This window comes from Pallidibacillus thermolactis, assembly GCF_025660415.1.
Lineage (GTDB): Bacteria > Bacillota > Bacilli > Bacillales > Caldibacillaceae > Pallidibacillus > Pallidibacillus thermolactis.
In genome coordinates this window covers 1-11671 of record NZ_JAOUSE010000074.1, presented here as the reverse complement: position 1 = coordinate 11671, position 11671 = coordinate 1, and the positions used below count along the sequence as shown (strand labels likewise).

The following is an 11671-nucleotide window of genomic DNA, read 5'->3' as shown; positions in this document are numbered from 1 at the left end:
CTTTCTGTTGAATGTTGTCTCCTCAACTTCATTCTACAAAAAAGGACGATTTTTTTGTACCATTAAATAGCAAAAGGGCTAGACCGAAGGTCAATTAAAAATTGACTTTTCGGACAGCCCCGTAATAGTTTTATCCTTTGTTTGAAACATCGTTAAATATACCAACATAATATTGAATGTCACCAGTATTGTTTCGTATGGCACTGATTGTTAGTAGTTCTTGGTAGATTTGCCCATCTTTCCGTTTATTCCATATTTCTCCTTGCCAATGTCCCTTAGTTTTAATATTTTTCCACATCATTTTATAAAAGTTTGCATCATGTTTACCCGAACTTAAGATGCTTGGATTTTTTCCTACAACTTCTTCCTTTACATATCCCGTAATTTTTTCAAAAGCTGGATTTACGTCAATAATTTTTCCGTCTGTATCGGTTACCATTACTCCTTCTGCAGTCCCTTTTATGATTAGCTCACTAATAAAAAGCTTATCCTGATAGTACATGAAAATAACAATGACAAAACTGACTAAAGCAAATTCTGACATGAGCATAAAGGCAATCGCATATTGTCCTGTCATATTGTTGACTGTTGTAAGTAGCAATGGTGGGAAGAAACCTCCTAGTCCGCCCATGGCTGATATAATCCCATTGACGATACCAGCTTGTTTGGAAAAGTAAAGGGGGACAAGCTTAAAAATGGTCCCATTTCCAATACCTGCTGTTACGGCTACCGTTAAGGCACCGACCGTGTACCAACCAATGTTTGGTGAAAATGAAAGTAATATTCCAGATAATGTAATACCAATAAATACAAACAACAAAATGATAAAGGCGTTAAATTTATCCGCTAAATATCCACCAATTGGGCGTAATAATGTGGCAATGATAATGAAAATAGCTGTACGAATACCAGCATCAATGGGAGTAAGTTCAAAGTAACTGACGAGGAAACTTGGTAAAAAGACCGTAAAGGCTACAAAAGCCCCGAAGGTGATGAAATAAAATAAGCTTAAAATCCATAAGGTAGCATTTTTATAAACGCTTTTAATTTCTAACAACATGGACTTTTTCTTTTTCGATTCTTTTCGATCACCAAGAATAAAAATGAATATACTGAAAACGATTATTAAAATTAAATAGAGGCGAACAGTATTCTGCCATCCAATTGCTTCTGCAAACATCGGAGCACTGAAAGTTGTAAAAGCAGTTCCGATATTACCTACACCATAGATGCCGTTTACTAAGCCATGCTTTTCCTTTGGAAAATATTTTGGTAAAGATGTAACACCAATAGAAAATGTTGCCCCGCCAATACCTAATACAAGCCCTCCAATAACTAGATCTGTAAAAGAATTCGCTATGCTAATGAAAAAAATAGGGAATAACAAAATGATAAAACTTATGAGGAAAATGGCTCTTGCACCATATCGATCTGTATAAAAACCAATGGGTACTCTTAATAGTGAACCTAATATGACAGGAATAGCTGTAACGATAGAAGCTTGCCCAGGTGTTAGTAGAATATCTTTTTGTATGTAGGGCATTAGAGAAGAGATAAGCACCCATACCATAAAACCGACGATTAAGCTCGTTGTTTGTAATGAGAGTTGAATTCCTGGTTTTTTCATTATTTATCATACCTTTATTTTCGTTTTTTTTTAAATCAACTAACCATATCAAATGTATAGCGATCAATTCATAGAGCTTAACTATTGTATTCAAGTTGATCTTATTATTTGTATTGAAAAGGATATTTAAACATTGAACCAGGAGTTGATTAGCATGTTAACATATTCGTTGCTACCAATACATAATTATGAAATAAGCATTTGGTAAATGATAGTGTATTTTTTAAGAGAAATAGATGACAGTTTTACATTGTGATGTAGTTAACAACTTTTTATTAAAAAAAACAGTAATATAAATATAACAAAAGAACGATTAACGATTAAGGAGAACGAACCGATGATTACTGATAAATTTGGAAGACCAATGCACGATCTTCGTATTTCAGTTACCGACCGTTGCAATTTTCGTTGCCGGTATTGTATGCCGAAGGAAATCTTTGGGCGGGATTTTGCCTTTATGCCGAAGGAACAATTATTATCCTTTGAGGAAATTGAGCGTCTAGCACGAATTTTCATCAGCCAAGGTGTAAAAAAAATACGTCTTACGGGTGGAGAACCTTTACTTCGGAAAGATTTACATTTATTAATTAATCGGCTTGTTCACATCGATGGTTTAGAAGATATTGGTTTAACTACGAATGGTGTTCTATTAGAAAAACAGGCACAAAAATTAAAAGATGCTGGATTGAAACGAGTAAATGTAAGTTTAGATGCTTTGAAAGATGAGATATTTAAATCAATTAATGATAGCGGTGTGAGTACGAAGCATATATTGAAGGCAATTCATAAGGCAAAAGAAATCGGCTTAGAAGTAAAGGTCAATATGGTCGTAAAAAAGGGGATGAATGAGCAAGAAGTCATTCCAATGGCCCGTTATTTTAAAGAACATGAGATTCCATTACGGTATATCGAATTTATGGATGTTGGTGAGACAAATGGTTGGGATATGAAAAAGGTGGTTACAAAAAAGGAAATATTCCATACGCTTTTGAACCATTTTGAATTAGAACCCATTGATCCTTCGTATATTGGTGAAGTAGCAAAACGATACCGATATAAAGGAACAAAGGCAGAAGTTGGTTTTATTACTTCTGTATCTGAGTCTTTTTGTTCAACGTGTACACGGGCAAGACTTTCTGCTGATGGAAAAATATTTACTTGTTTGTTTGCCTCCGGTGGTTTTGATATGAAACAAATGTTACGCAGTGGTAAAAGTGATGAAGAGATTTTAGAAGTAATACAAAAAATATGGGGAAATCGTACGGATCGTTATTCGGATGAAAGAACAGTTCAAACAGCAAAAAACAGAAAGAAGATAGAGATGTCTTATATCGGAGGATGATTGTATTGACGGATCGTTATTCTCGGCAAATAATGTTTAAACATATTGGAGAAATGGGGCAAGAAAAAATTGGTCAAAAACATGTTCTCATCATCGGGTGTGGCGCATTAGGTTCAGCGAATGCAGAAAACTTAGTTCGTGCTGGCATTGGTAAGTTAACGATCATCGATCGCGACTATGTAGAAATCACCAACTTGCAAAGGCAAAATTTATTTACGGAAAAAGACTGTGATGAACAGTTACCGAAAGTGATTGCTGCTAAAAAACGACTCGAGGAGATTAATTCATCGGTTTGTATTGTCCCTCACGTTTTAGATGCGAACTTTGAAACTTTGTGTCCGATTATTGAACGAAGTTCGATTGATTTAATTATCGATGCAACGGATAACTTTGATACACGTTTTCTTATTAATGATATTAGTCTCAAATATAATATTCCATGGATTATGGGGTCCTGTGTGGGAAGTATGGGGATGAGTTTTACCATTTTACCGGGACAAACCCCTTGTTTACAATGTCTACTTGATTCTCTCCCAGTATCAGGTGCGACATGTGATTCTGTAGGAATTGTTTCTCCAGCTGTTCAAATGGTTACTGCTTTCCAAAGTACAGAAGCATTAAAAATTTTAGTAGAAGATTACTATTCACTACGAACAACACTAGTAACATTTGATCTTTGGAGTAATTATTTTCAAACGATTCGTGTAGAACGAGCGAAGAAAGAACATTGCCCTACCTGTGGGAAACAGCCGTCATATCCTTATTTACAATATGACAGTCAAACGAAAACCGAATTGTTATGTGGTAGAAATACAGTACAAATTCGGACAGGCAAAAAAATTCCAATCGATCGATTAGCAAAGCGACTGAAAAAGGTTGGACAGCTGAGGGTAAATCCATATTTACTTTCTATTGATTATCAGTCATATCGAGCAGTTATTTTCCGAGATGGTAGAGTCCTAATACACGGTACAAATTCTAAAGAGATTGCGAAAAAAATATATCATCAATTAATCGGATAGGAGGAGAGGAAATGATAGAAAAACGAAAACCGATAAAGGTAGAACAAGCGTTAAAACGTGTCTTTGACTATGCAAGATATGGTTCCATTGAATATGTATCAATTGAAGACAGTTATGGACGTTATCTTGGTGAAGATTTAGTTGCTACCCACGATGTCCCGTTTTTTAATCGTTCACCTTATGATGGTTATGCAATTAGAGCTTGTGATACCGTTAATGCTTCAAGAGATCATCCAATTGAGTTTAAGGTAATCGGTGAAATTGGGGCTGGAAGTGTATTCGATGGTGTGGTTGGTGAACATGAAGCGGTACGAATTATGACTGGTGCCCAAATACCGGATGGAGCGGATTGCGTAATAATGTTGGAGTTAGTTACGGAAATTGGACAGCATATGATTGAAATTAAACGGAAAGTAAAGCAAGGTGAAAATATTTCTTTTATTGGTGAGGATACGAAAAAAGGGACTGTACTTGCACCGAAAGGGACGTATGTAAATCCTGGGGACGTCGCACTATTAGCTACTTTTGGCTATAAACAAGTCCCTGTAAGTTCCAAACCAAAAATCGGAATTATTGCAACTGGTAGTGAATTATTAGATGTTGATCAACCCCTTGAACCCGGAAAAATTCGTAACAGTAACACGTATATGATCATGGCGCAAGTTAAACGTGCTGGGGGTGAACCGATTTACTTCGGACAATTTGAGGACGATTTTCAAACTTGTTTTGAACAGGTGAAAAATACGTTAGAACAAGTCGATTTCTTAATTACTACAGGCGGTGTTTCTGTCGGAGATTATGATTACTTACCAGAGATATATGAAAAGCTTGGCGCCGACGTTTTATTTAATAAAATTGCCATGCGACCAGGTAGTGTTACGACTGTAGCGGTAAAAGACGAAAAATTATTATTTGGTTTATCTGGAAATCCTTCTGCTTGTTATGTTGGATGTGAATTATTTGTGAAACCGATTATTCGTAAATTTTTACATAATCGTAATCCGGTATTAAAACGGGCACAAGCTGTTCTCGGACAAGATTTTCCAAAAGCAAATCCGTTTGACCGGTTTGTAAGAAGCTATTTAAACTTTGATGGAAGTCAATTATATGTTTATCCAGTTGGACTTGATAAATCAAATATTGTGTCTTCTTTAGCAGGTGCCAATGTATTACTAGTTTTACCTGGTGGAACGAGAGGATTTAAGAAGGGTATGAAAGTTGATGTGCTTCTTTTGGAAGATCAAGAAGGAGCCCCATTGGATACATTTTTAGCTGGATTTAAAAACTTAAATCGAGGCGATTCCGATGAAGTTATTTGAAATTGTTGACACGCCGATACAAGTTGACCAAGTAATTAAAAAGGTGGAAAGTAGAAAGGCTGGGGCCATCACAACGTTTATCGGAGTAGTTCGGGAATGGACAAAGGGCAAACGAACTCTCTATCTTGAATATGATGCATATATTCCGATGGCTGAAAAGATGCTAGCAAAAATTGGAGACGAAATTCAAACAAAATGGCCCAATACAATCGTTGCTATTAGTCATCGAGTAGGTCGACTGGATATATCTGATATTGCGGTTGTCATTGCTGTATCATCACCACATCGGAAAGCAGCCTATGAAGCGAATGAATATGCAATTGAGCGAATAAAGCAGATGGTGCCAATCTGGAAAAAAGAGCATTGGGAAAATGGAGAAGCATGGATTGGTGATCAATTAGAAAAAGTACCATATCCAGATGGAAAACCAAATATAGAAGTAGGTGATATGAAATGATAAAAATTTTACTGTTTGCCCAGCTTCAAGAAGAAATAGGACAAAAACATATCGAAATTGAAGTGAAGGAAATTACGGTCCAACAGTTGAAAGAAATGTTAAAAGTAAAATTTAAATTTGCGAACTTAGACAATGTAATGGTCGCCATAAATGAGGAATATGCGATGGATCAAGACGTTATACAATCTGGCGATACAGTTGCTTTTATTCCACCAGTCAGTGGCGGATAAGAAAGTGGTGAATATTGGTGAAAATATTCCAAATTGTCGGTTACAAAAATAGTGGAAAGACAACGTTAACAAGTCAATTTATAAAAGAACTTTCGAAGCGAAATTTGCGCGTTGCATCTTTAAAACATCATGGTCATGGTGGGCTACCTTTAGGCATACAGAATACAGACAGTGAAAAGCATCGACAAGCTGGCTCGGTTATTTCTGGAGTTTTTGGAGAACATATGCTTCAATTATCGTCCGATGACTGGCAGCTAGCACAAATAATTAAAATTTATGAAATAATGCATATTGATGTGTTAATTTTGGAAGGATTTAAACATGAAGATTTTCCGAAAATTGTTTTAATTACAGAAGAAAAAGATCTACCATTGCTCAAACAGTTATCTAATGTTCAGGCGGTATTAACGACTTTATCCCAAAACATTGATGGAATAGATGCAGTGATATTCCATAGAAACAATACCACTGAGCTTATTCAGTGGTATTGTAACTTGCTAGGTTATTAAAAGAGAATTTTTAATTGATTAATCCATATTGCAAATTTCAATCGGGCAATTTTCACATTGATTTTCTCTTTTTAAATAATCTAGGTCTTTAATTAAAATCTTTTTAGTAGAATCCACCGATAGGACGCCTTTTTGTTTAAGTTCGTTTAGAAGTCGGTTTACATATTCTCGGGTTGCACCACAAAAACGTGCAATTTCTTGATTTGTTAATTGTAAATCAATTAAAATTCCATCATTTTGTTTAACACCATAACTATTGCATAGTCGAATTAGAGTGGAGTATAATGCTCCTCTTTTACCATTTAATAATAAATCGCGCATTTTAGTTTGAAGTCTGCGCATATGATTATTAATCCATTTCATCATTTCAATTGCAAGATTTTGATTACACATTAATTCTTTTTGTAATTTCTTTATATTGATTACTAATACTTCACCAGATTCCATGACATAGGCATTAAGTAAATATTTTGGATCATCTGTATAAAGTGTCAGCTCACCTATAATATCATCGGTTGTACAAATTCGTAGTACCATTTCTTCTCCTTCTGAAGAATTCATAATAATTTGTACGATGCCTGATTTTATAAGATAAATCTCTTTCGCATCTTGTCCATGATAAAAAAGGAAGGAATCTTTATAAATCTTTTTTTTCGTCGCCATCGATTCTAATAAGCTCCTAAGTTCATCTGAAAGTTGCAACCGTGTTTTTTTATTTGAAGCATAAAAACTTTGCAAAAGGCTCGCCCCCTCTCGGCTTTGGGAAATACAATTTTAATTACATTGTAACATTAATTATTTACGTAACACGTTAAAGCTTCTGACAAATTTATGGATGTTTTGTTAAGAAATGAGGGAGTGAAATTGAAATTTCAAGGAGTTGTACTAGCTGGTGGACAATCGAAAAGGTTTGGTCGTCCGAAAGCATTTGCAAAAAAAGATGGAATTCCTTTTTTCGAATATTCGATTAGAGCATTAGAAAAACATTGTCAATCCCTTGTGATTGTTACAAATCCACATATTAAAGAACAATTTGAAAAAGCAATAGTAAATGAAACAATTCAGATCATCAACGATGAAATAGAGTTTCGAGGACAGGGCCCTTTAAGCGGTATTTATACAGCGATGGAACATTGTCCGGCTGAATGGTATATGGTGTCACCAATCGATGTTCCATTTATTCAACCAAATATCTTTGAAATCCTTCTTCGGCACATAAGTGATCAGTATGAAGTGATTGTCCCGATTGTATGTGAAAAAATTCAACCGTTGCTAGCGCTGTACCATTATTCTTTAAAAGAAGAAATGAAAAGAAATTTACAAATGAATCAAAATTCGCTAATCGAATTTTTAGTGAACCAAAGGATGAAATATATTTTCATTGAATGTGATCATTATTTTATAAACATAAATAGTCAAGAAGATTATAAAAAGTTTATTCAAGCAAATTAAGGGGGAAACGCTATGGCCCATTATCAATCAGAAAAACATCCGATAGGCTGTGCGGTAATTACCGTAAGCGATACACGAGTTAAAGATACAGATAAAAGCGGTAGACACATCGTAGAAACATTGCAACAGCATCAACATAAAGTTATTAAATACGAAATTATTTCTGATGAAAAGACAGCCATTCAGTCAACTCTACTTAAAGCCGTTAATGATAACAATATTGAAGCTGTGATATTTAATGGAGGAACAGGTATTTCACAACGAGATGTAACGATTGAATCCATAAAGCCATTTTTTACAAAAGAATTGCCTGGATTTGGTGAAATTTTTCGATACTTAAGTTATAGAGATGATATTGGGTCAAAAAGTATTTTATCAAGAGCTGTTTCAGGTGTTGTAAATAATCGAATCGTATTTGCGATCCCAGGTTCTACAGGTGCTGTAAAGTTGGCAATGGAAAAATTAATTCTCCCAGAGCTTCACCATATTGTAACAGAAATCTATAAAGATTTTAACAAAAGGTGATATGTAGTGAATAAGTTATTCTTCTGCACATTCCTTTTTCTGGCTACCATTTTAAGTGGCTGTGAAACCACCGGTGAAGCAAGTAGCGGAAATATTCATTTGACCGTTTCAGCAGCTGCCAGTATGACAGGTAGTTTACTAGAGATAAAGGAAAAATTTCAATCGGAATATCCACATGTAAAAATTCATTATAACTTGGGTGGGACTGGAACCCTTCGAAAACAAATTGAACAAGGCGCTGGTATAGATCTATTCTTTTCCGCTTCAGAAAAGGATTATAATTTGTTAAAGGAAAAAGGATTAGTTGAAAAAGGTGAAGTACTTTTCCAAAATGAACTAGTCGTTATTCAACCGAGTAAAGGAAAGTATCAAACATTTCAGGAGTTTATTAAAGGAAAAGGAAAACTCGCTATCGGAACACCAGAAGCAGTACCGGCTGGAACCTATGCTTATCAAGCATTAAATACAATGGGGGTCCTTGAAGGATTGGATAATCGAATCGTTTTCACAAAGGATGTGCGTCAAGTATTAACTTTTGTCCAGGAAAAAGCTGTAGATATGGGAATTGTTTATGCGAGCGATGTTGTTTGTGAGAAGGATATGAAAATAGTTGAAAGGATTAAACCAGAGCATTATGAACCGATTAACTACTATATTGCTGTGATAAAAGGCGATCATACAATCGAAAAGAAAGAAGTAATGGAGAAATTTTATCAATTTGTTATGAGTGAAGATGGAATGAGTATTTTTGAGGATTATGGTTTTATGGTGAATTAAATAGGCGCTTCAATTAAATTAGAAATAGCTATGTTAGGTTAGATGCTCTCAAAGCTATTTCGACGATAAAAGAGTAAGGTCCATGAGAAGAGCTTTCGAGGACATTTCTTCGAGAAAATATGTTTCCGAGAAGGCGTCTCGAAGACTTTGTCCAAAACTTTTATAAAAAAGTCTACGAAGAGTGTACTCAACGACGGTACAACCTAAATTCACATACAATATGTATAATGATCTAAAAAATAGGTGGTTTATTTTATGGGATTTTCATGGCACCCGGTACAACTAACGATCTTTGTTTCAGCATGTGCGACGATGATTACATTTTTCATTGGTTTGATTGCCGCTTATATTATGGTGAAAAAAAATATAAAAGGAAAAGCAATTATTGAAACGTTATTCTTTTTACCGCTTGTTTTACCACCGACTGTTATTGGTTTTTTGTTAATTGTTATCTTTGGTAATAATAGTACTATTGGACAAGTAATTGAAAAAATTTTCGGTCAAAGTCTGTTATTTACTGTTCCTGCTGCTATTATTGCTTCCGTGGTCGTTTCTTTTCCATTAATGTATCAATCAATTAAGACAGGATTTTTATCTGTCAATCAAAGTATTATTGATGCTGCGAAGGATTTAGGAGCGACCAATCATCAAATTTTATTAAAAATCATAATACCTTTATCAACTAAGTCCATTATTACCGGGATCATCTTAAGTTTTACAAGGGCATTTGGGGAATTTGGGGCAACGTTAATGTTTGCTGGGAATATTCCAGGAAAAACACAAACGATTTCAACAGCGATCTTCTTCTCTATTGAATCTGGTCAAACTGTAAATGCTTGGTACTATGTAGGAATAAGTATTTTATTTTCGTTTATTTTATTGTTTATTTCCAATCGGGTAAAAGTGAAGCAATAACACATTTGTTATTGCTTTACTCGTTTAAAATCTCCACTTTTACCTCCACTTTTTTCTAATAAATAGGTTGGTCCAATTACCATTGCTTTATCAACAGCTTTACACATATCATACACTGTTAGTGCTGTAACAGATGCAGCTGTTAATGCTTCCATCTCAACTCCTGTGCTTCCTTTCGTTTTTACTTCTGCTTCGATGTGTAATTCATAAAGATCATTTTCTTTCTGTTCCCAACGAAAGGTCAGGTCAACACTGGTAATTGGAATCGGATGACACATCGGGATTACGTTAGAAGTTTGTTTTGCTCCCATAATTCCTGCAACTTGGGCAACTGCTAATACATCCCCCTTTTTATTTTTACCTCCGACAATATTATGATAAACTTCTTTATTCATTTGCACACTTGTACAAGCAACTGCACGTCTTACTGTTTCTTTTTTATCTGAAATATCGACCATTTTGGCACGACCATGTTCATTAAAGTGAGTAAAATCAGCCACATATATCACCTTTTCTTTTCTTGATATTCTTATTGTAATACATATTGTTTGTAAAAAAACGGCATTTCCCAATTTCACAAAATTGTAATATAAAAGTTATTTAGTAGAAATCATCTATTTTATTAGCAGCATTTTGAACAATACAATATTAAACTTCTATTATTAAATGCGTCGATTGAAGCCGCAAGATCGGGAGAACATGAAAAAGGGTTCGCAGTAATCGTACAGGAAATCCGTTCATTAGCAGAAGAAAAGATGTGATTATAATCACTCCTTTTCTGTGATGTCTATCACAACTCTGTCCTTCAAAGATAGTTAAACTAAAATTAGATTTAAGAAATCAATGGAGGGATAGTTATGGACATCCAGTTTACTGCAAAAATCTTTGCACCAGATATTGAACCTAGAGTACGTCATAAACAAATTTTTGAAACTTTTGATCGTTTGAATTCAGGTGAATTTATGGAGCTAACAAACGATCACGATCCTAAACCGTTATATTATCAATTTATGATGGAAAAAGAAGGTGAATTTTCTTGGGCTTACTTACAGGATGGTCCTGATCTTTGGCGTGTTGCCATCGGTAAAAAATAATAATTAATTTTTTTAGGATCAGTGAGAATCATGATGGATCCTTTTTAAAGTGTGATAAAAATTCTTTTCGTGATAAAATTGAGGTGGACAAAGGATATAAGAGAGTGGATCGCTTTGAATCGTATGTAAAAATGGAAAAAAATAAGACTGTCCTAAAGACAGTCTTATCAGCTTGTAGACAAAGTCCCTAACTAGTGGCCAAATCTACAGGCTTTTTTGTATAATAGGGATAGAATTCTTGGTTAACGGGGGAAATTTAGGATGTTATCGAAGCGTACAGAAATCAATTGGAAATGGTGGCTCTTGATCAATTGGTTCCAGAAGATCATTTGGTAAGGAAGATTGAACAAGCCATAGACTTTGATTTTATTTACGATCTTGTCAAAGATACCTATTGCCTAG

General features: G+C 34.8%; 14 protein-coding genes and 1 pseudogene. 12 read left to right on the top strand and 3 right to left on the bottom strand.

Going from position 1 to position 11671, the window contains the following annotated elements:
- Positions 1-130: 130 nt before the first annotated feature.
- Positions 131-1627 carry a nitrate/nitrite transporter gene (locus OEV82_RS15200; protein WP_263062346.1) on the bottom strand — a complete coding sequence of 499 codons (1497 nt, stop codon included), beginning with the start codon at positions 1625-1627 and terminating at the stop codon, positions 131-133.
- A gap of 337 nt (positions 1628-1964) precedes the next feature.
- On the opposite strand from OEV82_RS15200, the gene moaA reads away from it, so the two are divergent.
- Genes moaA through mobB form a run of 6 tightly spaced genes read left to right on the top strand, consistent with a single transcriptional unit; the run spans position 1965 to position 6506 of the window.
- On the top strand, positions 1965-2969 hold the full coding sequence (moaA, locus tag OEV82_RS15195; protein ID WP_263062345.1) for a GTP 3',8-cyclase MoaA: 1005 nt from the start codon (positions 1965-1967) through the stop codon (positions 2967-2969).
- Positions 2970-2974: 5 nt separating this feature from the next.
- Positions 2975-3991 carry a MoeB/ThiF family adenylyltransferase gene (locus tag OEV82_RS15190; RefSeq protein ID WP_263062344.1) on the top strand — a complete coding sequence of 339 codons (1017 nt, stop codon included), beginning with the start codon at positions 2975-2977 and terminating at the stop codon, positions 3989-3991.
- Between the two features lie 14 nt (positions 3992-4005).
- Entirely contained in the window at positions 4006-5310 is a 1305-nt protein-coding gene (locus tag OEV82_RS15185) for a molybdopterin molybdotransferase MoeA (RefSeq protein WP_317634324.1), read from the top strand.
- Positions 5297-5767 (top strand): molybdenum cofactor biosynthesis protein MoaE, encoded by a 471-nt coding sequence (locus OEV82_RS15180; RefSeq protein WP_263062341.1) that lies wholly within the window; start codon positions 5297-5299, stop codon positions 5765-5767. The genes OEV82_RS15185 and OEV82_RS15180 overlap by 14 nt, the downstream gene beginning before the upstream one ends.
- A complete protein-coding gene (gene moaD, locus OEV82_RS15175) occupies positions 5764-5997 on the top strand; it encodes a molybdopterin converting factor subunit 1 (protein ID WP_263062340.1) in 234 nt (77 codons plus the stop codon). Before OEV82_RS15180 ends, moaD begins: the two co-directional genes overlap by 4 nt.
- Before the next feature lie 17 nt (positions 5998-6014).
- Positions 6015-6506 (top strand): molybdopterin-guanine dinucleotide biosynthesis protein B, encoded by a 492-nt coding sequence (mobB, locus tag OEV82_RS15170; RefSeq protein ID WP_263062339.1) that lies wholly within the window; start codon positions 6015-6017, stop codon positions 6504-6506.
- Between the two features lie 18 nt (positions 6507-6524).
- On the opposite strand, the gene OEV82_RS15165 is transcribed toward mobB, so the two are convergent.
- Positions 6525-7169 carry a Crp/Fnr family transcriptional regulator gene (locus OEV82_RS15165; RefSeq protein WP_263062347.1) on the bottom strand — a complete coding sequence of 215 codons (645 nt, stop codon included), beginning with the start codon at positions 7167-7169 and terminating at the stop codon, positions 6525-6527.
- Between the two features lie 201 nt (positions 7170-7370).
- On the opposite strand from OEV82_RS15165, the gene mobA reads away from it, so the two are divergent.
- The 4 genes from mobA to modB all read left to right on the top strand — a co-directional run bounded on the left by mobA (position 7371) and on the right by modB (position 10175).
- Entirely contained in the window at positions 7371-7958 is a 588-nt protein-coding gene (mobA, locus tag OEV82_RS15160; RefSeq protein ID WP_263062338.1) for a molybdenum cofactor guanylyltransferase, read from the top strand.
- A 12-nt stretch (positions 7959-7970) separates the two neighbouring features.
- Positions 7971-8483 (top strand): MogA/MoaB family molybdenum cofactor biosynthesis protein, encoded by a 513-nt coding sequence (locus OEV82_RS15155; RefSeq protein WP_263062337.1) that lies wholly within the window; start codon positions 7971-7973, stop codon positions 8481-8483.
- Positions 8484-8489: 6 nt separating this feature from the next.
- Entirely contained in the window at positions 8490-9260 is a 771-nt protein-coding gene (modA, locus tag OEV82_RS15150; RefSeq protein WP_173662238.1) for a molybdate ABC transporter substrate-binding protein, read from the top strand.
- Between the two features lie 255 nt (positions 9261-9515).
- Complete coding sequence (gene modB / locus OEV82_RS15145; protein ID WP_263062336.1) at positions 9516-10175, top strand: molybdate ABC transporter permease subunit; 660 nt, start codon at positions 9516-9518, stop codon at positions 10173-10175.
- 8 nt (positions 10176-10183) lie between these two features.
- On the opposite strand, the gene moaC is transcribed toward modB, so the two are convergent.
- Complete coding sequence (gene moaC, locus OEV82_RS15140; RefSeq protein WP_263062335.1) at positions 10184-10675, bottom strand: cyclic pyranopterin monophosphate synthase MoaC; 492 nt, start codon at positions 10673-10675, stop codon at positions 10184-10186.
- Between the two features lie 135 nt (positions 10676-10810).
- On the opposite strand from moaC, the pseudogene OEV82_RS15135 reads away from it, so the two are divergent.
- Positions 10811-10927: pseudogene (locus OEV82_RS15135) on the top strand (methyl-accepting chemotaxis protein); the annotation flags it as partial.
- A 105-nt stretch (positions 10928-11032) separates the two neighbouring features.
- Positions 11033-11269, top strand: a complete 237-nt coding sequence (locus tag OEV82_RS15130; RefSeq protein ID WP_263062334.1) for a DUF2249 domain-containing protein — start codon at positions 11033-11035, stop codon at positions 11267-11269.
- The last annotated feature ends 402 nt before the right edge of the window (positions 11270-11671 follow it).

Excerpts from the sequence above, each read along its gene's own strand:
- OEV82_RS15200 (WP_263062346.1), bottom strand. The coding sequence starts at position 1,627 with ATGAAAAAACCAGGAATTCAACTCTCATTACAAACAACGAGCTTAATC.
- moaA (WP_263062345.1), top strand. The coding sequence starts at position 1,965 with ATGATTACTGATAAATTTGGAAGACCAATGCACGATCTTCGTATTTCA.
- OEV82_RS15180 (WP_263062341.1), top strand. The coding sequence starts at position 5,297 with ATGAAGTTATTTGAAATTGTTGACACGCCGATACAAGTTGACCAAGTA.
- moaD (WP_263062340.1), top strand. The coding sequence starts at position 5,764 with ATGATAAAAATTTTACTGTTTGCCCAGCTTCAAGAAGAAATAGGACAA.
- OEV82_RS15165 (WP_263062347.1), bottom strand. The coding sequence starts at position 7,169 with ATGGCGACGAAAAAAAAGATTTATAAAGATTCCTTCCTTTTTTATCAT.
- OEV82_RS15155 (WP_263062337.1), top strand. The coding sequence starts at position 7,971 with ATGGCCCATTATCAATCAGAAAAACATCCGATAGGCTGTGCGGTAATT.
- modB (WP_263062336.1), top strand. The coding sequence starts at position 9,516 with ATGGGATTTTCATGGCACCCGGTACAACTAACGATCTTTGTTTCAGCA.
- OEV82_RS15130 (WP_263062334.1), top strand. The coding sequence starts at position 11,033 with ATGGACATCCAGTTTACTGCAAAAATCTTTGCACCAGATATTGAACCT.